The organism is Candidatus Enterococcus testudinis (assembly GCF_002140915.1).
GTDB lineage: Bacteria > Bacillota > Bacilli > Lactobacillales > Enterococcaceae > Enterococcus_D > Enterococcus_D testudinis.
Genome location: NZ_NGKU01000001.1, coordinates 1,061,314 through 1,085,736 on the forward strand (window position 1 = coordinate 1,061,314; position 24,423 = coordinate 1,085,736).

The following is a 24,423-nucleotide window of genomic DNA, read 5'->3' on the forward strand; positions in this document are numbered from 1 at the left end:
AATAAAAGTTGATGGCAAATCTGCCTCAATTTTTATTTGGTCTGTTTTTATTATTGAAGGAGGATAATGATGAAAAAATATCAAGAATTAGCAGAAAATATTATCGGAAATATTGGGGGATTAGACAACATTGAATCAGTTACAAATTGTATGACAAGATTAAGGTTTGTTTTAAAAGACAATAAAAAAGTAAATGAAGACGACCTTAAAGCAACACCTGGCGTACAGGGGACTGCTTTTAAAGGTGGACAATATCAAGTGATCATTGGGACAGATGTTGCGAACGTAACAGAAGAAATCAATAAAATGGGCAAGTTTACACCTACTGATGATCAATCAAATAATCATAATGATGAAAGAGTCATTAATCGGGTTTTAGGTGCAATTACGTCTATTTTCCAACCAATTATACCGGCAATCTGTGGAGCGGGTATGTTGAAAGCAGTGCTAGCGTTACTGGTATTTTTAAACGTATTGAATGTAGAAGCGCAAACCTATCAACTATTGGCTTTGTTGGCTGATTCTGCGTTTTACTTTTTACCTATTATGTTGGCTGTGACCAGTGCGCAGTATTTCAAAGCCAATCCATTTTATGCTGCTGTTTTAGGTGCGATGTTGATCCATCCGACATTTGCAGCGATGGTTGCATCGGGTGAACCAATCTCTTTTGCAGGTATTTCTGTTCGTGCAGTATCCTATGGGTCAGCTGTCGTACCGCCTATTTTGATTATTTGGGCAATGGCGCATATCGAACGGTTGGCAAAGAAAATTTCACCAGATCCAGTGAAGATTTTCCTTGTACCACTGCTTGTCTTTCTTGTAACTGCACCACTTGCTTGGAGTATCATTGGTCCTTTAGGTGCTTTGGTCGGAGATGTTTTACTCGTTGTATTTGAGTTCTTCAATAACCAAGCGCGTTGGGTACTGCCGGTATTGATGGGTGCCTTTACACCGTTCTTTGTCATGACAGGAATGCATTATAGCTTTATGCCTGTGCAATTAGCGCAGTATGCTACGTTAGGGTATGGTACATTACTCGGTCCTGGTATGTTGGCTTCAAACATTGCCCAATCGGGAGCTTCATTAGCAGTAGCATTGAAAACGAAAGACAAAACAATGAAACAAACTGCTTTTTCTGCAAGTACGACTGCACTTTTTGGTATTACAGAACCTGCTTTATATGGTGTAACAATGAAATTACGGACCCCTTTATGGGTTGTGATTGCCTCTGGTGGTGTGGCAGGACTATGGGCAGGATTAACAAATATGCGTACCTACGCGTCTGCTACTGCAGGGATTTTGGCACTGCCAGTATATTTAACTGATGATATATCCAATATCATTAATGCAGTAATTTGTATCGTGATTGCCTTTGCAATGTCTTTTGTTCTAACAATGTTTTTCGTTAATGCAGAAGGAAAAGAAAAAATGATTCCTGCAGAACAAAATGAACCAGCGATATCCATTTCGAGTAATGATTCAGTTCAACCTTTACGGACCCCTTTGAAAATAATCAGCCCATTGGTCGGAGCGCGTATAGCTGCAAGTGATATCCCAGATAGTGTTTTTGCAAATGAAATCATGGGTCGAACAATTGCAATCAATCCCGAAGTTGGTCAAGTGATTGCACCGTTTGATGGAGAAGTTGTCACTATTTTCCCGACAGGACACGCGATAGGTATAAAAAATGAGCAAGGTGTAGAGCTGCTTGTTCATATCGGCATCGATACAGTTGAATTGGATGGCGAAGGGTATACAGCTTATGTTAAAGCTGGTGATACCTTTAAACAAGGTGATGTATTGGTCCAATTTGATCAAGAGTTTATTCAAGGTAAAGGCTATTCAACAATCACACCCGTGGTAGTGACGAATACAGCTGATTTTACAGATGTGATCGTACATCAGGAGAATGAGCATGTTAAACAAGGTGATTTGTTACTTTCAATTTTTCAGTAAACAGAGGAGTTAAATATGACTAGATTTCCAGATTCATTTTTATGGGGTGGCGCTATTGCCGCCAACCAATCCGAGGGCGCTTTTGATCAAGATGGTAAAGGACTTTCAATTCAGGATTTTCTTTCTAAAGGGGTAACGAAACCGCTAGATCCGACAATCATTCCGCAAAACTTAAAATTAGAAGGAATAGATTTTTACCATCGTTATGCAGAAGACATCAAGTTGTTTGCGGAAATGGGATTTAAAGTGTTGCGTTTTTCCATTGCTTGGTCGCGCATCTTTCCAAACGGCAATGAAGAGCAACCCAATGAAGCAGGTTTGAATTTTTATGATAAAGTAATTGATTGCTGTTTATCCTATGGGATTGAACCATTGATTACGTTGTCACATTATGAGACACCTTATTTTCTGACAAAAGTATATGATGGTTGGCGAAGTCGTTCATTAATTACTTTCTTTGAGAGGTATTGTCGTACCGTCTTTACACGGTATCAAGGGAAAGTAAACTATTGGCTGACTTTTAATGAAGTCAATGCATTATGGAATTTCCCTTTGATGGGTGCAGGTGTCATGACGAATAAAGAAGAATTGACTAAGCAGGATTTGTTTCAAATTGCTCATCATGAATTGGTTGCAAGTGCATTGGCAGTTAAAATAGCCCATGAAATAGACCCAAGTATTCAAGTAGGCAATATGGTTTTAGGTATCTATAATTATCCTATGACATCAAACCCTGAGGATACATTAGCTGTACTTGAAGCTGACAAAAATTTAAATTATTTTATGGATGTCCAAACTAGAGGGTATTATCCTAATTGGATAAAAAAGGAATGGCAAAAGTATGGTGCTTCTATTGAGATTGAAGAGGGAGATCTCGATCTGCTAAAGCATACTGTTGATTTTGTTTCCTTCAGCTATTACATGTCCAGATGTGTTTCTGCTACACCTGAAAAGTATCAACAAGGGAAAGGCAATATGACCAATGTACTAAAAAATCCATTTCTTGAAGAAACAGAATGGGGTTGGGAAATTGATCCAGCAGGCTTACGCATTTTGTTGAACCGATTTGCGCATTTATATGAACTGCCTATTTTTGTTGTGGAAAATGGCTTAGGTGCGATCGATGAACTTATCGAAGTGAATGGTGAAAAAACGGTGTTGGATAGTTATCGTATTGATTATTTACAGACTCATTTAGAAGCCATTGGAGATGCAATTGATGACGGTGTCGAAGTATTGGGTTATACCATGTGGGGCTGTATTGACTTGGTTAGTGCTTCCACAGCAGAAATGAAAAAAAGATATGGATTTATCTATGTCGATCGTGATGATGATGGACAAGGAACGCTGGATAGATATCGAAAGCAGTCTTTCAACTGGTATAAGGATGTTATCTCAACGAATGGGGCAAACCTTTGAGAGAGAATCGGTAAAATAGGACAAATATTAGATAGTGAGTTAATGCAACTTACATTCCAATAACTAAATAACAATTTGTTTACAAAGAGATAACATCTGTTTGCAGTGAGATGATTTTCTATCGATTATGCCCACAAACGATATGTTTTCAATTATCCTGTATAAAGTGAGTAAAAGGAAAAAGGAGAACATATGAAAAAGACGATCGCATTTGCCGGTTCCTTGATCTTGTTTGGTTTGCCAGTGGTTGGGCAAGCAGAAGAAACAGTCGATCAAAAAATCCAGCAGCAAACTGAACGTATCAATGATATCAAAGGACAATCATCCTCTATCGAAGCATATAAACAAGAGACGGAAGCAGAAATCAAACAAATCGAGGCAGAAATTGCCGCGCTGTTTGAGGAAAAATCAACAACAGAGCAGCAAGTCAACAAGATTGTACTTGACATTCAGGATTTGGAAGAGAAAATTGCCAAGCGAACGGAAACGTTAGCTAATCAAGCCCGTGATATTCAAGTGTCAGAACCTTCAAGCAATATGATGGAATCACTTTTGGCAGCAGAATCTTTTGGAGAAGTGATCCAAAGAGCGATTGCTTCAGTGACAATCATGAATGCCAGCAATAGTATTGTTGAACAACAGCAACAAGACATTGAGACCAGTCAAGTCTTAGAAAAAGACTTAACTGAAAAACTAGAAGAAATCGATGCCAATACCCAAACTGTTGAGAAAAAACAAACCGAGTTGGCAGATATTCATTTGAATCAAGAAGTAGAGTTGGCGGCTTTAGCCATTTCATTGAATGAAGAAGAAGAGAAGAAAGGCGACTTAGAAAAAGAGAAAGCAGAAGCAGAGCGCAAACGGGAAGCGGCTTTGAAACAAAAAGCTGAAGAAGAAGCATTGGCGCAACAAGCAAAAGCAGCAGCCGAAGCTGAAGTAGAAAAACAAGCTGTCGCAAAAGCCGAAGCCAAAAATATTGCAGCAAAACAAGAGGCGAACCAAACAAACGCGGATGTGTCAAAAACGGAAACAACTACAGTCACAGCTTCGGCTTCTTCTATTGTTACACCTGACGAAGCTGTCGAAGAAGTATCCTCAGATAAATCTGATACGCCTGCGACTACCAGTGGCTGGTCAATGCCTGTCGACGCTGTGCATGTGTCAAGTCGATTTGGTTATCGGACTGACCCAACTGGATCTTCTGGAAATCAGCACAACGGCATTGATTTCACTGGCGCCAGCGGCACACCTATCTATGCAATACAAGCAGGAGAGGTCGTTGAAGCGGGGTACGGACCCTCTACAGGAAATTATGTCATCATCAAACATAGCAACGGTATCTATAGCTACTATATGCATTTCAATAGTCTACCAGCCGTTTCTGTTGGGCAAAGTGTTTCTGCCCGTCAATATATCGGCGGAATGGGTACAACTGGAAATTCAACAGGTGTTCATTTGCACTTAGGTATGGCCACAGGTCTTTGGTCCGGGTTCTTTGATCCAGCCAGTGAATTAGGTATCTAACATACAAAAAAAACAGCCTCTCTCAATAATTTTTGAGAGGGCTGTTTGGTTTTGTTCATTCGCATATTGAGGGTAATTCAAATAAATCAATACCAATGAAACAACCAATAAAATAAAGCCAATCACACCTAAGGGGATGACAGGTCCATTCCAAGCAGGTTTATTGGCAAATGCTCGTATACGAAAAATAATACTTGCTAGTCCTAGAAAAATGACGCTAGCAGCAAAAATAATGATTGCAATGGTTAACATAAGTTTTTTCTCCTCATCAATTTGGGTTTGTGTAATTTATAGTAACACGAAAAATGACCAAATCAAGGAGATGACAAAAGCGTTCGTTCAAACCATATTTGATGTAAGTTAGATTTATAGGAAAACGTATAACAAAATAAAAATGTATACAAGGCAATCACCCAGCAACGGCCATAATACTCTCTTAGTGCTTTTAGAAAACAAAAAACAGTCAATCGCAAACAACACAATCACTGTTGGCAATGCGTAAGTCCATGATGGCTGTTGCCAGATGATATAAATGAAATTTCCTATGAGTGCACAAAGATACGCTATATAAGCAAGTCGATATTTTTTTGGCATATACCGAAGATTTCCTAGCATGTAGTCACAACCTTCCTAAAGAATTTTCTACATCCTATCACGTATTTAATGCCAAGACAATAAAAAAATGACCAATCAGTGATTGATCATCGGTTTTCTTCAGGTTAACGCCAAAACGTTGTCACTTCGGATTTGTCTTCCAAATTAAAGGCAATCATTTTAAAAATCATATCTTCATTGATGGCTTCGGTCCATTTAATACGAATAATATTCTCGGTATAACTGTAACCCGCATCTTCAATCTCAGAAGTGAATTGATTTAAACATGGTGTTTCTGGTGAAACAGCAAAATGTTGTTTCGACACACTAATACCCAAAATAAACGTTTGATGATGTGTAAACATGGGTTGGCCCCACTTGATGACAGGAATTAGATCAGGAAATTCTTGTAGTATATGTGTAAATAATGTGCGTAGTTTATTTTGTTTGTCTTCATCGGTGATTTTAGCAAGAAATGGTTCTAACGCATCCATTGGAAAGTCTCCCTTCATTTCTTTATATGACTAGAGTGTATGTTGAAACGATAAAAAAGGCAATGAGAACGCATGTTATCAACGGGATGTGTGTCTCATCTTGATTTTTTATTCGAGAGATAGCCTTGAATCAAGAAATTTTCTCGATGATAAAGATCAATCGTTTGTATCTGTTGTAAGGCAATCGTTTGCTTCTGATGCCAAGTATAGTCCTCAAAATCCAACAAATGTAAGACAATATTTTCGGTATCTAAAAGGGCGATTTTCCCTGTGAATACTTGATCTTCGTAGGTAAGAATGTTGATGATCTGACTTTTTTGCAAAAGCTGATTGAATAGCTCGTAAATCGTGTCAAAAGTATGTTCATTCATTTGTGCTTCAAGCTGATAGGGATCGAAGAGACCATGCTGCTGGTTATAATCGATATAGTAAGCAAACGCATCAAGATAGGCCGTGTGTTCCTTCAATAAAGTAATATCATGGACCTTTCTCAGTTGAATACTTTCAAGTGACCCAGTCAAATTGATGGAATTGAAAATAAAATAATCTTGGTCAAGCGGTTGAATAATAAATCCCACAGAGAAATAGGGATCAACGCTGCTATCGAGTTCAGCAGTATAACATTCTACTAATTTGTGTTCATAGCCGTCAAACGCAAATGTGTCTTCCATACGAAAAAGCCTTCTTTCTAAATGCAATCAAGGTATCGCGACCCTTCATTTCTAATAGAATAGCAAAAATTCCCACGAAATCAAGCATTCTAGAATAAATTCATCGATAGTAAAAGTAACCGATTGCAATCAAATGAAAATATGGTAGAATATAACTTGTTCGAACAAGTTATCGACATAGCAAATGAATAGTTAAGTGAAAGGAGGGATACAGGTGAAAAGCAGCAAACCAATGGCCAATGAGGATAAACAACTAGTAGCCAAAAATAGTATGCGCTTTAATCGGTTTTTGATTTTTCGATATGTTACCGCACTTTTTTTATTCGTCAATTTATATTGGGGCATATTAAGTTTAGTCCATTGGACGGTTGTTGGAATGATACCGATCGTATTGATGGTGATGGATGGATGTATTTTGGTTGAACAAACGCAAAAATACTGGCAGCAGTCAAATCGCTTGCAGGTCACAAAATATGTGTTTTGGATACAGACAGGGGTCAATGTCATGGGTGTGTTTCTTGTGTTGGTTGGCCAGCAGCAACGCATCGTACCGTTTGTGAATGAAACAGGTCGCTGGCTCTTGCTTATCATGTTTATGCTCGGTTTATTGATTTGTCTTTTTGTACAACGCAAGATTTGGTTGATCGAACATGATCGTGATAAATATTTAACTTATTTGAAAGCGTTTGAAGGATATGGAGGGAAATAATATGGATACAGAAAACAACAAGATGTTTGCGTTTTTAGATCGCTATTTAATGGGACCAATGGGGAAAATTTCTCAACTACGTATCGTACGAGGTGTGATGGCAGCTGGTATGGCGTCGATTCCATTTACGATTGTGGGATCAATGTTCTTGATCATTAGTGTTTTGCCACAAAGTTTTCCAGCATTAGAAGGCATTTGGGCAGCTTCATTTGATAAGATTGAAAGCTTATATATGCTTGGTAATACCGCAACGATGGGCATTTTGGCCTTATACTTTTGTTTAGTGTTTGGATATGAATATACAAAAATTCAAGCGCAAGAAGAAAAACTTGTTCTAAGCCCTGTGAATGGTGCTTTATTATCAATGATGGCATTCTTTATGTGTTTACCTCAATTAGTTTTTGAAGGCGGTATGGCTACATTAGTCAATGTTGTGACAGATGATCAAAAAATCATCGACGGTTGGGAAATGGCAGGTGGCGTGACACGTTTGGGCACAACAGGTATTTTTACAGCAATCATCATGGCGATCATCGCAGTGAAAGTCTACGCATTTTGTGTGAAACGCAAAATATATATTAAGATGCCAGACACTGTGCCAACAGGCGTTTCTACCTCATTTACAGCATTGATTCCAACAGCACTGATAGCATTGATTGTGATTGTGATCAATGGTACTTTGGTTGCTTTTGGAACGGATATCTTTAAAGTAATAGCCGTACCATTTAGTTTTGTTTCTCAATTAACAAGCAGCTGGTTCGGATTGCTTGTCATTTACTTCTTTATGCATGCCTTGTGGATCGTTGGGATTCATGGAGCGACAATCGTGACATCATTTTTAACGCCTATTGTATTGTCAAATATGGTAGAAAATCAAAGTGGTGCCAATATCGCTTTTGCCGGTGAGTTTAACAATAGTTTTGTAACGATCGGTGGATCTGGTGCGACATTGGGTATGGTGGTTTTCATTGCGTTTTTTGCAAAATCAGCACAATTAAGTGCTTTAGGAAAAGCGGCTATAGTACCGTCATTCTTTAATATCAATGAACCAATACTATTCGGTATGCCAGTCGTTTATAATCCCTATACAGCGATTCCGTTTTTCTTAGCACCGATGGTTTCTATGTCCGTTGCATATTTTGGCATTTCTTGGGGATTTGTGAATCCACCGATTGCCCAAGTAGCCTGGCCAACACCAATCGGTCTCTCCGGCTTCATCGGATCTGGCGGTGACTGGCGTGCGTTTGTTCTAGCAGTCATCTGTGCAGCTGTAGCATTCTTGATTTGGTTCCCGTTCATCAAAATGTATGATGGGAAATTATATAGCGAAGAACAAAGCAAAGCGACACATGCATAAGATAATTACGTCAAACAAAAAGCCGGCTATCTAAAAATAGCTGGCTTTTTGTCTGTATAATATGGTACATATTGAGTAACAGAAATAAGGGAGAATGGACAATGGAGAAACTAAATATCGATCAATTGGTGGCAGAACTGATCAGCAAAATAGATAGCGGTGCCTTAGCGAATGAAGAGGGGAAATTACCCAGTGAGCGAGAATTGCTGGCGCGTTATCCCATTTCTCGTTATACGCTGCGACAAGCACTGGACAAATTAAGCAAAATGGGGCGTATTTATCAAATGCAAGGCCGAGGTTCCTATATTCGTGGGCGAAATATGTCCGCAGCAAGTTATGAGCAAGGCGATCTGGGCTCTAATGAGGATCTGACTCGAGGGGAGAAAAATATTCAAACGGTTCATTTCACCAAGCGCATCATCCACAGCGAAGAAGCTTTGTTTTTGCCGAGTCAAAAACAGTTTTCACAAGAGCAGCAATTCATTGAGGTGAAGCGTTATCGTACATTGGATAATAAGCCCTATTTGATCGATCATTCCTATTATATTCCAGAAATTGTTGGAGACATATCTGATACGATGGTATTGGGATCAATGTTTGAAGCATTGGAAATAGAAAAAGACCTGCGCGTAGGTTTCATCGATAAATTTATCCAAAGTGACGCGCTGGATGCAATCCAAGCCGATTTCTTTCATTTAAAAGAAGGGATGCCAACCTTGACAGTGCGAGACGATAGTTATTTAAAAAATGGAGAGTTGTTGGCTTTTTCTAAAATATTTTATGATTATCGACTGGCAACTTTGTATATGCATAAGAAGTTGGTGTAATGAAAATAGAACCCAATACTTTTTATTCAGTGGTAATTCCACAGAATCCTTATTATACTGATATTAAATATATTGTCTAAGGAGTCTATATAATGGAACAACATAAAACTTTAGTAGAGGTTACTAGTAATAAAATCATTGATTTTATGAAAGATCAAAATTTAGATATTGGCGACAAATTACCCAATGAGTATGAATTGATCGATGTTGTAGGTGTTGGCAGAAGTACACTGAGAGAAGCAATCAAAATGCTGGTGTCGAAAAATATCTTAGAAGTTCGTCACGGAGCCGGTACTTTCGTCAGCAAGCAAAAAGGAATTGCGAATGATCCTTTTGGATTCGGTTTGATCAAGGATCAAGATAAAATGACTGCTGACTTATTTGAACTTAGGTATTTGCTCGAACCAACAATGGCGGCTATGGCAGCGCAACATGCGACGGCTGAGCAGATAGAAAAGCTTAAATATTTGCAAAATGAATTAAAGAGACTTATTCGAGAAGGGGACGACACACATATTTTAGTCGATATGGAGTTCCATACGACAATCGCTGAGGCAAGCGGGAACATTGCACTTTCTCATATTGTGCCGATCATCAATCAATCTATAGGGTTATACAATAGCAATAATGATCCCAAAGACCCTAAAGGATCAATAGATTTTCATGATGAAATCTTAGCTGCAATTGAAGCGAGAGACCCTGTATACGCAATGGATGCGATGACAGTTCATATGGCGATGAATCGAAATAAAATGAAAAAGAAAAAAAGTGTTTAACGGATATTGACAAGTCATCTGATGTATTTTATGATAAATACATCAGATGACTTTTTTCGTATTTATTCTTTGTATCCGTTTGCTTTTTTATTTTTTTATCTTTATTACGGCTATGAAGGTATTTTTTCGCTAAATACATCAGATGACTTTTATGCTAGTTATTTTGAAAGGCAGGTAATTATGAATTTAAATATACCAAAAGACTTTATATTAGGCGCAGCTTCTTCTGCTTGGCAAACTGAAGGTTGGCTTGGAAAAAAAGAGGGACAAGATTCATTTTTGGACAAATGGTATAAAGAAGAACGTTTCGTATGGCATCAAGGATATGGACCAGCTGTAGCTACTGATTTTATGACCCATTATCATAAGGATATACAGTTAATGCAGGATATGCATCTAACTCATTATCGCACCTCTATTAATTGGGCCCGTTTCTTCACTGATTATGAGGCATTGATTGTAGATGAAGAGTATGCAAAGCATATTGATGATGTGATCGATGCTTTGATTGACGCTGGTGTGGAACCGATGTTGTGTTTAGAGCATTATGAAGTGCCCGCATTTTTACTCGAAAAATACGACGGATGGTCTTCAAAAATCGTTGTTGAACTATATGCGCAATATGCTGAAATTGCTTTTGCACGATACGGTGATCGCGTAAAGCAGTGGTTCACATTTAATGAACCGATCGTTCCTCAGAGCAGGTGTTATCTAGATGCGATTCGGTGGCCGCATGAGCAAAATACAGCCAAATGGATGCTTTGGAATTATCATAAAGTTTTGGCTAATGCGAAAGCAATCGAAGTCTTCCGTCGTAACCAGACCAATGGAAGGATCGGTTGTATCTTGAATCCAGAAATGGTTTATGCGAGATCAAGTGCAAAAGCAGATCAAAAAGCTGCATATATGTATGATTTGTTTTTTAACCGTGTCTTTTTTGACCCAATGATCAACGGTAGTTATTCCGAAGAATTTATTGAGATTTGTCAAAAGTATGGAATTGATTTCGATCCATCACCCGCTGAATTAGCAGTGATCGCAGAAAATACCGTTGACTTTTTGGGATTGAACCAATACTATCCAAAGCGTGTCATGGCACCTAGGTATCAATGGCATCCAGATACCCCGTTCCATCCGGCAATGTTTTATGAAAATTTTGATTTACCTGGCAAAAAAATGAATCAATCTCGTGGATGGGAAATTTATCCAGAGATGATGTACGATATGGCGATGTATATGAAGTCACGATATCAGAACATACCATGGTTAATCACTGAAAATGGTATGGGGCAAGAAAACGAAGAGTCATATATGAATGAGGATGGTCAAGTCGAGGACGATTATCGCATTGATTTTGTCGGTCAGCATGTTGCACACTTGTTACGTGCGGTATCTGAGGGCGCAAATTGTGAAGGATACATGATGTGGGCCTTTACCGATTGTGTATCTCCGATGAATGCCTTTAAAAATCGCTATGGATTTGTTCGGATTGAGTTAGATGAGCGCAGAACAAGAAGCTTGAAAAAATCAGCAAGTTGGTATCGTTCGTTGATTGACGAGCGGATTTTAACAATCGATAGGGATGAGGATATACGGTAAATTATTGGATGTTGTATAAAGTTGGTCTATTATAGGAGGAAAAAAATGGAAACGGGATCAAAGAAGTCATTTTTAGATAAATTCACAGAGTTCTCTGTAAAGCTTGCAAATCAGGTTCATCTAAAAAGTTTACGAGATGCGTTTGCTACACTCATGCCTGCGTTTATCATTGCAGGGATTGCGGTATTGATCAATAGTGTTTTTTTACCGTGGTTTTTCGAGGGTGATACATTATCGAAACTACAAGTGTTTGGCAACTCGATCAGCAATGGAACTTTAAACGTTGCTGGTCTATTGATTGCGCCAATGATTGCTTATTTTCTTGGCAGAAACAAACAAAGTGATAACGCGATCAATGCGACATTTGTTGCGACAACCTGTTTGATTGTGATGCTATCTATCACACAATCAATTGTTCCTATTGGTGCCGATGAAGCAGTGACGGTTTCCGGTGTGATCACATTCAACGATATCGGAACAAAAGGGATGTTCGCTGGAATCATATGTGGATTAGTTGCTACAGATTTATTTATTCGTCTATCGGAAAGCGAAAAGCTAAAAATCAATTTAGGAGATCAAGTACCACCAGCAGTTGGAAAATCTTTCAGTACGTTGATTCCGACTTTGATCGTTATAGGTCTTTTCGCTTTATTGGCAACGGTTTTAGCATTATTCGATACAAATTTAATTTCAATTATTTCAACCGTCGTCCAAGAACCTTTGCGTAGGTTGAATACGTCGATTTTCGGTTTTATTTTTATTACATCTGTTGCAAATTTCTTGTTTACGTTAGGTATTCATCAGACTGTGATAGCCGGTACTTTATTGGATCCATTGCTTTTGGTAAACATGAATGAGAATATGCAGGCGGTTCAAGATGGGATGGTTCCTCCACATATTTTGAGTACAGCTTTTCGAACGGTCTATGCTCAAGCTGGGGGTACCGGAATGACAATAAGTTTGATTATAGCGATCGTCTTTTTTGTTCGAAAATACAAGCCATTTAGAGATGTTGCAAGTATTTCCATTGCACCAGGTTTATTCAATATCAACGAACCAATTATTTTTGGTTTGCCAATCGTATTTAATTTACCGCTGATTATTCCTTTTGTATTGGGACCAATCATTGGGACTGCTATTGGTTATCTCGCAACGATTCTGGGATTTGTAGACCCATTGGCAGTAATGGTCCCTTGGACTACACCGCCAATTGTTAGCGGATTGATTGCTTCAAGTGGAGATTTCAAAGTAGTATTGGTACAAATTGTGATTATTGCAATCTGTACGTTGATTTATATTCCATTTATCAAAGTTGCAGAAAGAGTAGCGGTCAAAACAGCAGAAGCAGAACAACAATAAGAAGACAATGTCGGAAATGGTCCTTTGTTTCCGACATTCAATTTTATGTCAAGGGCTCGATAAAGGAATAAAATAAGTGAGAGTAAAAGGAGTATTTAAATGAATGTAACATTTCCGCAAGATTTTTGGTGGGGGGCTGCCACTTCAGGACCACAAAGTGAAGGAAGATTCAATAAAGCCAATGCAAATGTCTTCGATTATTGGTACGAAATTGAGCCTGAAGTTTTCTACGATCAGGTAGGTCCTGACACAGCATCAAATTTTTATCATAGTTTTCGCGAAGATATTCAATTAATGAAAGACATTGGATTGAATTCGGTTCGCACATCGATTCAATGGACAAGGTTAATCAAAAATCTAGAAACGGGAGAAGTGGACGAAGACGGTGTACGCTTTTATCATGATGTGATCGATGCATTTTTAGCCGCAGATATTCGCCCGGTTATTGCGTTGCATCATTTTGATCTGCCTGTTGATCTATATCATAAATATGGTGGATGGACATCAAAAAAAGTGGTGAAATTGTTTGCTGATTTTGCCGAAACTTGTTTTAATTTGTACAGTGAAAAAGTGACGGACTGGTTTACTTTCAATGAGCCAATGGTTATTGTAGATGGGCAATATTTACATCAAATTCATTATCCCAATTTGGTTGATGGAAAAAAGGCTGTTCAAACAGCCTATCATCTACAGTTAGCTTCAGCCATGGCTATTGAACGTTTTAGAAAATCGTCAAAGAATGAAGACGGAAAAATCGGTATCATTCTTAACTTGACTCCTTCTTATCCAGCCAGTGATAAGGTAGAAGATTTACAAGCTGCGACTCATGCAAACCTATGGAAGAACAAACTATTTTTGGATGCGTCAGTAAAAGGCGTGTTTCCTTCCGAATTGGTCGACCTATTAAAAGCAGATAATGTGTTCTGGCAAGGAACATCAGAAGAAGAGGCAATCATTCGAGAAAATACGATTGATTACTTAGGAATCAATTATTATCATCCTTCTAGAGTCAAAGCGCCTGATGTTTCTGCAAATAGTTTGGCTGTTGATTGGGTACCTTCACGTTATTTTGATAAGTATGCCATGCCGGGAAGGCGTATGAATGTAGATAAAGGATGGGAGATTTTTCCAAAAGCCATTTATGATATTGCCATTGATATTCGAGACAATTATGACAATATTGATTGGTTTGTCTCTGAAAATGGTATGGGTGTTTCCAGAGAAGAGCGATTTTTGCAAGCCGATGGGTCAATTGCTGATGATTATCGTATTCAATTTATGAAAGAACACTTAAGTTATCTGCATCAAGCCATCTCAGAAGGCAGCCATTGCTTTGGCTACCATAGTTGGACACCAATTGATTGCTGGTCTTGGATGAATGCTTATCGGAATCGCTATGGTTTCATTTCTAATAATATCCACACGCAAATCAAAACAATTAAAAAATCTGGCTACTGGTTTAAATCAGTTGTGGACAACAATGGTTTAAGTGTTGACCAGTAAGCAATCAATGTGTCAAACATATCATCTAAGAAATACATGATTTTTGGGGGATTATTATGTCAAAAAAGGAAATTATCTATGAGCCTCAAGGATATTCGGTGAAAGCGAAAATTTTAGCAATCGATGTTGGCGGAACTGCCATAAAGTCAGGCGTCTGGATAGAAGGTAAACTTTTTCTTCAAAAATCAGTCACTACACCGAAAGATTTAGCAAGTTTTGTGTCGGCCATAGAATTGCTGAAGATATCAGTTGAAACAGTGTATGGAAAGCTGGAAGGCCTGAGCTTTAGTTTGCCCGGAGCGGTTGATACCTTGAAGGGGCAGATTGGAGGTGTTAGTGCTGTTCCATATATTCATGGTTTTCCATTTGTTGAATATATGGAATATATTTTCAAGTGTCCAGTTTGTATCGAAAATGATGCTAATTGTGCGGCGTTAGCTGAACTAACAGCTGGCGGCGCTAAAAATGTTCATTCAGCAATAATAATCGTTGTTGGTTCAGGCATTGGCGGTGCGCTGATTATTGATAAGAACATAGTGAAAGGACGTCATTTGTTTGGTGGAGAGTTTGGCTATATGCAATTAAATGAAGAGCATACATTTAGTCAAGCAGCAAGTCCAGTTCACCATGCCCGTAGATATAGTCTCGAAAAAGGGTTAAAAGAAGAAATCACAGGTCAACAACTTTTTAATTTATCACTCGCAAAAGACCATCTTGCAAAAAAGTCGGTGGATTATTTGAAAGATTCACTAGCAAGAGGTATCTTTAATGCGATGATGGTGGTTGATCCTGACTGTGTTTTGATTGGTGGGGCAATCGTTACACGTTCAGGTTTTGTTGAAGAAATCGAACAAAGAGTCAATCACTATTTGGTACAGAATCGGGCAATAGATGTGCAAACTAACATACACCCATGTAGTTTTTCAAAAGAAGCAAATGTAATGGGTGCTGTATTTAATTTCATTGAAGTACGGAATAACTTATAAATCAAGAAATGGTCACTTGTATGTCAAACATATATAGTGGCTTTTTTTTGTCTTACATGTCAGATTGTCCAAAAAACACCTTGATACGTATAGAGGTATTTATTTTCCTGTTTTTTAAGACATGGTATTGCTTATCTAAGGAGACGTTGATTGTTTGACTGCTTCTTGAATTTCTTTATAAAACCCAGAATAAAATTATAATAGTACGCTGTTGAATCCCAGAGCAATCAGTTTCATTCACGTATTTCATCAATCGAAGAAATGATTGATTTTGTCATCTAAATGAGCTTTGATAAGATATTTCGAGACAAGAAAGTGTCCCCCATCCTTTCATTTGTCCACATACTGAGATATGTAAATAACATATCAGAAAAAATGTAAGGCAGGAGGAATCATAAAAGTGTAAACCAGTATCTTTTGAAAATGTGTATTGCGCTTTCGCTTCCCTTTATAGTAATTACGCGTATAAGGACGTTGCGAAAAAAGAAAATAGCACAATTTTCTTCGATCGAAGAAATGATTGATTTTTCATCAGATAGTGAGTTTGGTAGTATCGTAAGAGAAATAAGGAACCACAATTATTTGATGCGTGCATCATCGCAGATAGTCAACGGACTTATTCACGAAAAGGAGTTCAGCATGAAGAAAAGCAGTTTCTATTGTTGGCGCGTGTTAGGCGCGTTATGTTTGTTGCTGTCGGCACCGGTGGTAGGCAGTGCTTATGAGAGCAATGGGGCCACATCATTCTTTGGGGAATATGAAGTGATCCAAGAGGATGAGGACACTCTTGATAAAGATGATCGAGATCGAGAAACAACAGACAATGATCGCGATCCATCTAATAACAATGAGCGACCTGTCCCAGAAGCAGGCAGCCAGCAAATCAATCAAGACAAGCAGCAAGTATTGCCAGCAACAGGTGCGCAATCCTATCTCATCATACAAACTTATGGCGTTATCCTGCTTGTCGCAGGAATTGCAATCTTAAAAAGGAGAAGTGAAAATGAAAAAAAATCTAGCAACTTTAGGACTGACAGTATGTAGTCTGGCATTGATCCAAGCAACACAAGTATCCGCAGAAGAAGTCGCAAGTTACCAAACAAATGGAACCATCACGTTTGAAGCAGATGATTCGATTACACCGCCTGTGGATCCCGTTAATCCAGAAAAACCTGTAACACCGATTGATCCTTCAAAACCGGATGACAAACCTACTGAAGGGACTGGCGGCCCATTATCCATCGATTTCGCGTCAAGTTTTATCTTCGGCGGTCATAAAATCACTACAGAAACAATGGACTACTATGCAGGCCTGCAAACCTTCCAAGACAGCGAAGACGGTCCCAACTATATCCAGATCACGGATAAACGGGGAACACAAGAAGGCTGGACGGTATCTGTGAAACAAAACGGACAATTTGAAACAAGAAATGGAGATATTCTTGAAGGCGCAGAATTATTTTTATCTGCTGGAACGACCACTTCTGTTACAGATCAACAGTATAGCCCTAGAGCTACACTAAAAAGAGAAGTAACCCTAAATCCAAATGGATTTCAAGATGTTTTAGTAAGTGCTAATAGTGGTCAAGGTATGGGTACTTGGATTTATAAGTTTGGAAATGATGCCGAAGAAGGCCGAACTGCGGTGAAATTAAACGTTCCTGGAAAAACTGTCAAATTAGCACAAGAATACAGCACAACAATAACGTGGACTTTAAGTAATATACCAACAGTTACTTATGATAGTTAAAAAATATAAAAAAATTTTATAATTTGAACAAACTAGGGCTTCGAAAAGAGCAAAGTAAGACGATGATTAGGACAAACAACCTATTTCAGAAAAAGAATATTCAACAACGTTAACATGGAGTCTGAGGAATACGCCAGGTTAAAATCAAAGGAGAAAACAATATGAAAAAAACAATTGGATTATGCAGTGTCCTACTTTTATCAGCTGTTGCAATCAGCACAGAAGCAAGTGCCAATACAGGCGGAGAATATGAATCAAATGGTGGCGTGCAATTTATTCCCAATAATAATATCACGTCTCCAGTCAATCCCATCGATCCAGATCCAGGAGAACCAGTGAAGCCAATCGATCCAGTTAATCCAGAAGGTCCAAACCCTGGAACAAACGGTCCTTTGTCGATCGATTATGCATCAAGTTTTGATTTCGGGATCAACCGCATCTCAAATCGGGATGAGACCTATTATGCCCGTGCGCAATTCTATCATTCGGATGTTGAAGATGCTGAAGAATTGATCACACCAAACTATGTCCAAGTGACAGATAATCGCGGGACAAATGCAGGTTGGACATTGACTGTGAAGCAAAATGGTCAATTTTATAGTGAGGAAGCAGACTATGGCACTTTAGATGGTTCTCAAATTACACTAACTGACTCATTTGTGAATTCTAATGCCGCTGCACAGGTTGCACGACCAGAAACCTTTAGCCAAATCACGCTTGATCCAAATGGTGCTATTTCAACAGTTATGGCAGCAAAAGACAAAAGTGGTGCTGGAACTTGGGTAAACGGTTGGGGTGAAGTTGAAACAATCACTGAAAAGAATGAAGACAATGACGATGTTGAAGCACACGTAACGAAAGCTGTTTCTTTGAGCGTACCCGGCAGCACACCGAAAGAAGCGGTAGTTTATCGTACAACATTAAACTGGAATCTAACCGATGCACCCTTGAACGGAACTGATAATAACTAAGGAGGAAATCAACGATGAAGAAAAGAAGTGCAGTAATAAGTTTACTTAGTGTCTGTGTATTGGCACCGACACTGGCATTTGCCAATGATGTCATTGAATACGACTCTAACGGTCAAATCTCATTTCAACCAAGTACTGATAGCACAAATCCATTAGATCCACTTGATCCGGATCCGGATAGACCAATCAAACCGGTGGATCCAACTGTACCTGGCGGGGAACCAAATCCAGGAACCCAAGGACCATTGTCGATTGACTTTGCGTCAAGTCTAGATTTTGGTACCCAAGAAATCACCTCTAGAACAGAATACTATCATGCAGCAAGCCAAAAATATACGGACTTTGACGGCGAAGACGGTGAAGGGCCGAACTTTGTCCAAGTAACGGACAACCGCGGAACAGAAGCCGGCTGGTCATTGTCAGTGAAACAAAATGGTCAATTCTATTCTTCTGAGTGGGAGCAAGAGTTGGACAACGCAGAAATTACTTTCAACAATGGTGGAATCGTGACAAATTCAGATTCTACGAAACCATCTGAAAGTGCCAACAAGATCGTCTTAGATCCTAATGGTGCTGAGTCACATGTAATGACTGCCCATGAAGGTGAAGGGGCTGGAACATACTTGATGACATGGGGTGAAACCGTCGATGAAGCCCGCGAAAGTATTGTTTTGGAAGTGCCTGGTTCATCAACGAAATATGCAACACAATATACAACGACCTTTACTTGGACGTTAAACGATACACCGTAGACAAGTTTATTTTTTGATCTAGGATTTTCAATGAACCCTAGATCTGTACATAGAAACAGGAAGGAATTATGTATGTTAAAAAAACTCATTATTAGTATCTTGATGGCGACGCTCGTATGTACGCTGGGTATATCAACTGTTCAAGCATCACAGTTTCGGTTTGCGGTCAATCCGATTACACCAGATAATCAAGTAGATACAACGAAGTCTTATTTTGATTTAAAGATGGATCCGGGTCAATCACAGACGATAGAAGTTGAATTAAGAAATGATTCTGATGAAGAAGTAGAAGTCGGCATAGAAATTGCCCCCGCATCTACCAACTTGAACGGGGTAGTCGAATATGGGTTGAATGATATCATACCAGACGAATCCTTACGTTATAACCTGACGGATCTCGTAGAAGTTGAGGATTCAATCATATTACCCAAAGAAAGTACAACGGTTTTGCGCTTGGCAATTCAAATGCCAGACACAGCTTTTGATGGGCTGATTGCTGGTGGAATCACTTTCAAAGAAATCGATGACTCGGATGTGGAAACAGAAGAAGAACAAGGAATGACCATCAAGAATGAATATTCGTATGTTGTAGCCCTTCTTTTACGCCAGAATCTGAATGAAGTATCACCCACATTAGATTTAACAAATGTCGAAGCCGGTCAAGTCAATGCGAGAAATGTCATCAATGCAACCTTCCGCAACGAAGCGTCTGCCTATTTGAATCAACTGCGATTGATCAATCAAGTGACCAAAGAAAATGAAACGGATGTTCTGTATGCTTCCGACCAAGAAAGTATGCAAGTCGCACCAAATTCACAATTTACGTATCCTATTTCCTTGAACGGAGAGAGACTTGAACCTGGAACCTATCATTTCACGTCAACTGCTTATGGGATAAAAAGCGATGAGGGCGAGTATGAAGTGGAAAATGAAGCAGGTGAGATTGACACGTATATGTACAAGTGGGAATTCGATCAAACCTTTGAAATTACTGCAGAAGTTGCCCGGACCTTAAATGCAGCCGATGTGACGATTGAGGATGATATCACATGGATGTATATTGTTGGCGGAATTGTCTTCTTATTGATTGGTTTACTCCTGCTGCTGATTTACCGTAAAAAGAAAAACAAGGAATGAAGCAAGCAGATAGATTGATTCGCTGTATGATATATCTTTTGACTATTTTCGGTATCATGATGGTTTACTTTCCATTTTTGCAAGAAAGCATCGTAGCCATCCAGTTGGGTAATAAAAAAATCATACTGCATCAAGAGTTCCCAGTTGTAGCACCTGAAGAACCCATTCGTTCTGTCGATGTGCCAGCAATTTTAGAGAATACGACGAGTGAAGTGGATGCGTATGGATTTATAGAAATACCGTCCATTTCCTTTCAGGAACCACTATTGATTGGCATCACCAATCAGAATCTGTTACAAGGTGGTGTGGTGATGTTTCCTGAAAGACAGTTGTCAAAAGACAATGTAGTGCTTCTCGGACATAATTTAGGCAATCAGCGTGTTTTGTTTGGCCAGTTTGTTGATCTAGCGGTAGGTTCGAAAGTGACAGTCTCCTACTTTGATGAAAAAGTGACGTATCAAATCATTGAAAAAAACTTCATCGAAGAAACCAATATGGTTGTCACGGAAAACAATTATGGACCGAGATTGACCATTATTACTTGTCCAAATGCCAGACGCTCCCCACATCGCTGGCAAATCATTGCTTTGCCAGTGAAAGAGGAGACATTGCCTGATCAGGAACAAAATCAGTCGGCAGGGGACAATAGGATCACCACGCAATATGAACAGTGGCAAAAGAGCCAAATAAACGGGTATATTCGCATCTTGACTGTGATATTACAAGTGTTGGTCGGATGTTTTATTATAAATAGGTCTTTAGGCAAGAAACATTCAGCTGTAAAAAATAAACAAGTGATTTGAATGGAAGGAGGAGTCTACGAGATGAATTTGAATGATATAAAAGATATTCAAGAATATGTACGCGGTATTGATAAAAAAATGTGTCCCCATTTCTTAGCTACACATCCACGGGTTGCAGATTATTACGACATGTTAAAATCCGAGATTTGTATGATCGAGCATCAAAAAACGTATTCCTTCATTGAGAGAATGCGATTGCTGCTAAATCTGGATGCCAAACTTCAAATCCTGCTAGGATTGTCTACAGCGCAAGAAGAAATCATTGATAGCTTTGGTGTCAGTGAAGAAGAGCTGATTCAAATCATTGAATCTGATTGTCGAACGTATTACCGAGAGTCATTAGGTAAACGAACGATTGATGACGTTCCATGGTCACTGATTTGTTTAAGTGATCAAATTTAAAAAAAGGTTGTTGGATGTTGCCAATGGTTAAAGCGCACTGCTGGTACATCAGTAATACGATAGGACGCTAGGAGGAGTAAGATGGGGCTTTTTAGAAAGAAAAAAGAGGACGAAACATATGAAAACGTCCACGTATATGATGAAGACGAATATGATGAAGATGAATATGACGAAGAAGCATACGATGAAGAAGCATACGATGAAGATGACTATGATGAAGACGAGTACGAGGATGAGGACTATGAGGAGGATGAAGACGATTCATCTGGTCACGAATCTACCCGTGGACATGTTCAGAATCTTGAATTAACGATTACGCAACTGAGTCAAACGGTTGAACATCTTTCAAAACAACTCGACAATAAACAAGAATCAATCAATCGAATGGCCGCTCAAGTGACAAGGCATGATAGCGTTGTTTACGAAAAAGATCAACTACAAGCCAAAGTCAATGAATTAAGCAGACAACTAGAAGCAGCGCAAGAAGAAAAACGAGCGTTATCCGCGACATATCAACGTGATTTGTCTGAATTATCAGAATCGGCTGATCATGCAGAGGCGTATGAAGATAGAATAAAAGATCTACTGGATCAAAATGAAGAATTGAATCGTCAGCTTGAAGAACTCTCTCCACTAAAAGATGTCAAAGAAGAGTGGACAAAAGAACGAAAAACCAAAGACGAAATCATCTCAAGGTTGAAGGAAAATGAAGAAGCATTATCAGATCAACTGAAGACTTTAAAGCACGAGCACCAACAAATGAGCGATCGTTTGCAAAACGTTAATCATAAATACCAGGAACTAGAAAATTCACGAGTGCAGCAATTGGCCGACAGAAATGTGATGCAAAGAGATCTCGAAAGAGAGTTGGAAAGACAAGAACACATGAAAAATGAGTTGGCAACGATTCTCTTAGAAGCGAAGGAAAAAGCGCGGGAGACCACCGCTGCGGCAGAGATTGAAGCCAAACATCGACGACAAAAAGCCGAAAATGAAGCAAACAAAATTGTTTCAGAAGCATCAATGGAAGTGATCCGCATCAGGCAAGACTTGAAACAATATAAAGAGCGATTGACGCAGTTTCATCAAGAATCAGAAGGACTCTTTAAACAATGGCTCAAATCGAGCGAGGGTTTTGATTTGCCTTGATGGATACAAGACGATGCCATATATGTAAAAAGATGAAGGCCAAATGAGGGCAAGAACTTGGGTAAAGGAGGGAAACCGAAAATTATTTGTTTTTTTGATATTCTTTGTTACTTTTGTAACAAACGACCATTTCATTTAGTACAAATAGCTTTCGGGAAAAACTTGACTAAAGACATATTAAGAATAGACGTATATCCAACTTTAAGCCCAAATCTAGAGGACGTATTATATACAGTTGATGTTCTTACCACCATGGTCGAAACCTGTGTGGACCTCTATGAAAGAACGTGGCCAGACACCCCATTGAATAAAAATCAACTGGATCATTACTTCAGTGAATATTTTTCTGTTGAAGCTTTCACACACCATTTCTCAATCGATATTGTCAACAAAGAGATTGATCTAGACACTTGTCTTTCTATATTAAAAAAAGAGTTTCCTCAATGGGTGTGGACGCAAGTAGGAACAAACTTCTTATCACCAAAAATTAGAACGCTGATTCTAGAATTTATCCCGATTGCGCTGACTGACAATGAGTGGCCATTTATGATCAGTCTTGAAGAGAGTCTCGATCAACAAAAAAAAGCCGAGTATTCTGTGTCAGAAATGAAACAAAGAATGAGCGAAATGATTGGATCGGTTTTGGGAAAAGAAATCGTTTCGGTCATCAACCTACCTAAAATGCAAGTGTTTGAAGAACGACGAACAAACATTGAAAAGAAATTAGCGACTCGAAAGAGGGAAAGCGAATATCAAGCTATCAAAGAACAGCAGTCTGCACCAAATGTCAAAAAGAAAAATCGTGTAGCGAAAATGAAAGATACAGACAAAATATCAAAGATTGATTCGACCCACATTGCGTTACAAGAGGACGCAAAAAGAGAACGTGCCAGTAAAGAGCGGTTACGATTAGCCAATCAAAAATTGGAACTATACGTTGAAAATTTAGAAGCATCGATGATAAAAAACAGTATCCAATATTTGAATGCCTTATCTGTCGATGAAGATGAGAAATGGCACAAGCGCTACAAAATCAGCCTTAAAGAATATACCTACTTGTTTCAAAAAGCCAAATATCTTGAACAGATGTGGCGTATCAATGATAATTTGATTCAAAAAATAGAAAAAATGACATTAAACAATAATGAATTGGTATATGAGCGTGGACAAACAAAAGAAATATTAGACAATCACCTCTCTGCCAAAGATATCAGTTTGGTTTTTTATGAATGCAGTGTCATTGAATCCAGAGTAAAAATCAATGAGAGACCTTGGTTCCAGAAACCTTACGTACGAATGATGAAAATGGATTATGACAATCTATTAAGGAAATCTGCTTATTTCGATTTACTGCAAGGAGAAAGCTATTTGATCGAACAAAAAATTTCTGTCACTCAAACGCATATGTAGAGGAGATGTATATGTTGCATATCGATAAAAGAAAAAGGCTTGTATTATTGTATCGGATCTACTTTATTGCTTCATTCATCCCGCTGGCAATATTCTTACAATTGACTGCCTATTTTTACTTGTCTGCATTTCGTGATTATGTGACGATCAGCCATCTTTTTCTTTTAGCATTCTTATTGGGATTTACCATGCATTTACGAAATAACGCATTTCATTATCAGTTGCTCCTTGTCCATTTTGAGGATTAAGAAAGTAAAATAGTACGTGAGAAAAAA

General features: G+C 38.7%; 24 protein-coding genes. 21 read left to right on the top strand and 3 right to left on the bottom strand.

The genetic code is table 11. The features are described from left to right. Positions 1-69 precede the first annotated feature (69 nt). The 3 genes from A5886_RS05055 (at position 70) to A5886_RS05065 (ending at position 4,899) form a co-directional block, all read left to right on the top strand. Complete coding sequence (locus A5886_RS05055; protein ID WP_086273937.1) at positions 70-1,956, top strand: beta-glucoside-specific PTS transporter subunit IIABC; 1,887 nt, start codon at positions 70-72, stop codon at positions 1,954-1,956. A gap of 15 nt (positions 1,957-1,971) precedes the next feature. Then, positions 1,972-3,375 (top strand): glycoside hydrolase family 1 protein, encoded by a 1,404-nt coding sequence (locus tag A5886_RS05060; RefSeq protein WP_086273938.1) that lies wholly within the window; start codon positions 1,972-1,974, stop codon positions 3,373-3,375. A gap of 192 nt (positions 3,376-3,567) precedes the next feature. Beyond that, entirely contained in the window at positions 3,568-4,899 is a 1,332-nt protein-coding gene (locus tag A5886_RS05065; protein WP_086273939.1) for a M23 family metallopeptidase, read from the top strand. On the opposite strand, the gene A5886_RS05070 is transcribed toward A5886_RS05065, so the two are convergent. From A5886_RS05070 to A5886_RS05085, 3 genes are all read right to left on the bottom strand, one after another. Further along, positions 4,888-5,151, bottom strand: coding sequence for a hypothetical protein (locus tag A5886_RS05070; RefSeq protein WP_256926149.1), 264 nt, complete (start codon positions 5,149-5,151; stop codon positions 4,888-4,890). The genes A5886_RS05065 and A5886_RS05070 overlap by 12 nt on opposite strands. A 467-nt stretch (positions 5,152-5,618) precedes the next feature. Further along, complete coding sequence (locus A5886_RS05080) at positions 5,619-5,987, bottom strand: iron chaperone (protein ID WP_086273941.1); 369 nt, start codon at positions 5,985-5,987, stop codon at positions 5,619-5,621. A 95-nt stretch (positions 5,988-6,082) separates the two neighbouring features. Then, positions 6,083-6,658: a hypothetical protein gene (locus A5886_RS05085; protein WP_086273942.1), complete on the bottom strand. Its 576-nt coding sequence runs from the start codon at positions 6,656-6,658 to the stop codon at positions 6,083-6,085. Between the two features lie 214 nt (positions 6,659-6,872). Between A5886_RS05085 and A5886_RS05090 the strand changes: the two genes are divergently transcribed. The 18 genes from A5886_RS05090 (at position 6,873) to A5886_RS05175 (ending at position 24,396) form a co-directional block, all read left to right on the top strand. Then, positions 6,873-7,367 carry a hypothetical protein gene (locus A5886_RS05090; protein ID WP_256926150.1) on the top strand — a complete coding sequence of 165 codons (495 nt, stop codon included), beginning with the start codon at positions 6,873-6,875 and terminating at the stop codon, positions 7,365-7,367. 1 nt (position 7,368) lies between these two features. Further along, positions 7,369-8,724 carry a PTS cellobiose transporter subunit IIC gene (celB, locus tag A5886_RS05095; protein WP_086273943.1) on the top strand — a complete coding sequence of 452 codons (1,356 nt, stop codon included), beginning with the start codon at positions 7,369-7,371 and terminating at the stop codon, positions 8,722-8,724. A 101-nt stretch (positions 8,725-8,825) separates the two neighbouring features. Next, the gene (locus A5886_RS05100; RefSeq protein WP_086273944.1) at positions 8,826-9,551 is read left to right on the top strand and encodes a GntR family transcriptional regulator; all 726 of its coding nucleotides are present in this window, start codon (positions 8,826-8,828) and stop codon (positions 9,549-9,551) included. A gap of 92 nt (positions 9,552-9,643) precedes the next feature. Then, positions 9,644-10,327, top strand: coding sequence for a FadR/GntR family transcriptional regulator (locus A5886_RS05105; RefSeq protein ID WP_086273945.1), 684 nt, complete (start codon positions 9,644-9,646; stop codon positions 10,325-10,327). Between the two features lie 180 nt (positions 10,328-10,507). Beyond that, positions 10,508-11,926: a glycoside hydrolase family 1 protein gene (locus A5886_RS05110; RefSeq protein WP_086275996.1), complete on the top strand. Its 1,419-nt coding sequence runs from the start codon at positions 10,508-10,510 to the stop codon at positions 11,924-11,926. A gap of 45 nt (positions 11,927-11,971) precedes the next feature. Continuing rightward, the gene (locus tag A5886_RS05115) at positions 11,972-13,285 is read left to right on the top strand and encodes a PTS sugar transporter subunit IIC (RefSeq protein ID WP_086273946.1); all 1,314 of its coding nucleotides are present in this window, start codon (positions 11,972-11,974) and stop codon (positions 13,283-13,285) included. A gap of 99 nt (positions 13,286-13,384) precedes the next feature. Then, the gene (locus A5886_RS05120) at positions 13,385-14,788 is read left to right on the top strand and encodes a glycoside hydrolase family 1 protein (RefSeq protein ID WP_086273947.1); all 1,404 of its coding nucleotides are present in this window, start codon (positions 13,385-13,387) and stop codon (positions 14,786-14,788) included. Positions 14,789-14,844: 56 nt separating this feature from the next. After that, complete coding sequence (locus A5886_RS05125) at positions 14,845-15,774, top strand: ROK family protein (RefSeq protein ID WP_086273948.1); 930 nt, start codon at positions 14,845-14,847, stop codon at positions 15,772-15,774. 639 nt (positions 15,775-16,413) lie between these two features. Beyond that, positions 16,414-16,818, top strand: a complete 405-nt coding sequence (locus A5886_RS05130; protein WP_086273949.1) for an LPXTG cell wall anchor domain-containing protein — start codon at positions 16,414-16,416, stop codon at positions 16,816-16,818. Beyond that, entirely contained in the window at positions 16,778-17,524 is a 747-nt protein-coding gene (locus A5886_RS05135; RefSeq protein WP_086273950.1) for a WxL domain-containing protein, read from the top strand. The genes A5886_RS05130 and A5886_RS05135 overlap by 41 nt, the downstream gene beginning before the upstream one ends. Before the next feature lie 161 nt (positions 17,525-17,685). After that, the gene (locus tag A5886_RS05140; RefSeq protein WP_086273951.1) at positions 17,686-18,495 is read left to right on the top strand and encodes a WxL domain-containing protein; all 810 of its coding nucleotides are present in this window, start codon (positions 17,686-17,688) and stop codon (positions 18,493-18,495) included. A gap of 14 nt (positions 18,496-18,509) precedes the next feature. After that, positions 18,510-19,247 carry a WxL domain-containing protein gene (locus tag A5886_RS05145; protein ID WP_086273952.1) on the top strand — a complete coding sequence of 246 codons (738 nt, stop codon included), beginning with the start codon at positions 18,510-18,512 and terminating at the stop codon, positions 19,245-19,247. 72 nt (positions 19,248-19,319) lie between these two features. Next, positions 19,320-20,384, top strand: coding sequence for a WxLIP family cell surface protein (locus tag A5886_RS05150; protein WP_086273953.1), 1,065 nt, complete (start codon positions 19,320-19,322; stop codon positions 20,382-20,384). Beyond that, positions 20,381-21,187 (top strand): class A sortase, encoded by an 807-nt coding sequence (locus tag A5886_RS05155; RefSeq protein ID WP_086273954.1) that lies wholly within the window; start codon positions 20,381-20,383, stop codon positions 21,185-21,187. The genes A5886_RS05150 and A5886_RS05155 overlap by 4 nt, the downstream gene beginning before the upstream one ends. A gap of 21 nt (positions 21,188-21,208) precedes the next feature. Further along, on the top strand, positions 21,209-21,589 hold the full coding sequence (locus A5886_RS05160; protein WP_086273955.1) for a DUF7006 family protein: 381 nt from the start codon (positions 21,209-21,211) through the stop codon (positions 21,587-21,589). A gap of 81 nt (positions 21,590-21,670) precedes the next feature. Next, a complete protein-coding gene (locus tag A5886_RS05165; protein ID WP_086273956.1) occupies positions 21,671-22,738 on the top strand; it encodes a DivIVA domain-containing protein in 1,068 nt (355 codons plus the stop codon). A 303-nt stretch (positions 22,739-23,041) separates the two neighbouring features. Next, positions 23,042-24,148: a hypothetical protein gene (locus A5886_RS05170; RefSeq protein ID WP_256926151.1), complete on the top strand. Its 1,107-nt coding sequence runs from the start codon at positions 23,042-23,044 to the stop codon at positions 24,146-24,148. An 11-nt stretch (positions 24,149-24,159) separates the two neighbouring features. Continuing rightward, complete coding sequence (locus A5886_RS05175; protein WP_256926152.1) at positions 24,160-24,396, top strand: hypothetical protein; 237 nt, start codon at positions 24,160-24,162, stop codon at positions 24,394-24,396. The last annotated feature ends 27 nt before the right edge of the window (positions 24,397-24,423 follow it).

Coding starts and splice junctions, on each gene's coding strand:
- A5886_RS05055 (WP_086273937.1), top strand. CDS start 70: ATGAAAAAATATCAAGAATTAGCAGAAAATATTATCGGAAATATTGGG.
- A5886_RS05060 (WP_086273938.1), top strand. CDS start 1,972: ATGACTAGATTTCCAGATTCATTTTTATGGGGTGGCGCTATTGCCGCC.
- A5886_RS05065 (WP_086273939.1), top strand. CDS start 3,568: ATGAAAAAGACGATCGCATTTGCCGGTTCCTTGATCTTGTTTGGTTTG.
- A5886_RS05070 (WP_256926149.1), bottom strand. CDS start 5,151: ATGTTAACCATTGCAATCATTATTTTTGCTGCTAGCGTCATTTTTCTA.
- A5886_RS05080 (WP_086273941.1), bottom strand. CDS start 5,987: ATGGATGCGTTAGAACCATTTCTTGCTAAAATCACCGATGAAGACAAA.
- A5886_RS05085 (WP_086273942.1), bottom strand. CDS start 6,658: ATGGAAGACACATTTGCGTTTGACGGCTATGAACACAAATTAGTAGAA.
- celB (WP_086273943.1), top strand. CDS start 7,369: ATGGATACAGAAAACAACAAGATGTTTGCGTTTTTAGATCGCTATTTA.
- A5886_RS05100 (WP_086273944.1), top strand. CDS start 8,826: ATGGAGAAACTAAATATCGATCAATTGGTGGCAGAACTGATCAGCAAA.
- A5886_RS05105 (WP_086273945.1), top strand. CDS start 9,644: ATGGAACAACATAAAACTTTAGTAGAGGTTACTAGTAATAAAATCATT.
- A5886_RS05110 (WP_086275996.1), top strand. CDS start 10,508: ATGAATTTAAATATACCAAAAGACTTTATATTAGGCGCAGCTTCTTCT.
- A5886_RS05115 (WP_086273946.1), top strand. CDS start 11,972: ATGGAAACGGGATCAAAGAAGTCATTTTTAGATAAATTCACAGAGTTC.
- A5886_RS05120 (WP_086273947.1), top strand. CDS start 13,385: ATGAATGTAACATTTCCGCAAGATTTTTGGTGGGGGGCTGCCACTTCA.
- A5886_RS05125 (WP_086273948.1), top strand. CDS start 14,845: ATGTCAAAAAAGGAAATTATCTATGAGCCTCAAGGATATTCGGTGAAA.
- A5886_RS05130 (WP_086273949.1), top strand. CDS start 16,414: ATGAAGAAAAGCAGTTTCTATTGTTGGCGCGTGTTAGGCGCGTTATGT.
- A5886_RS05135 (WP_086273950.1), top strand. CDS start 16,778: ATGAAAAAAAATCTAGCAACTTTAGGACTGACAGTATGTAGTCTGGCA.
- A5886_RS05140 (WP_086273951.1), top strand. CDS start 17,686: ATGAAAAAAACAATTGGATTATGCAGTGTCCTACTTTTATCAGCTGTT.
- A5886_RS05145 (WP_086273952.1), top strand. CDS start 18,510: ATGAAGAAAAGAAGTGCAGTAATAAGTTTACTTAGTGTCTGTGTATTG.
- A5886_RS05150 (WP_086273953.1), top strand. CDS start 19,320: ATGTTAAAAAAACTCATTATTAGTATCTTGATGGCGACGCTCGTATGT.
- A5886_RS05155 (WP_086273954.1), top strand. CDS start 20,381: ATGAAGCAAGCAGATAGATTGATTCGCTGTATGATATATCTTTTGACT.
- A5886_RS05160 (WP_086273955.1), top strand. CDS start 21,209: ATGAATTTGAATGATATAAAAGATATTCAAGAATATGTACGCGGTATT.
- A5886_RS05165 (WP_086273956.1), top strand. CDS start 21,671: ATGGGGCTTTTTAGAAAGAAAAAAGAGGACGAAACATATGAAAACGTC.
- A5886_RS05175 (WP_256926152.1), top strand. CDS start 24,160: ATGTTGCATATCGATAAAAGAAAAAGGCTTGTATTATTGTATCGGATC.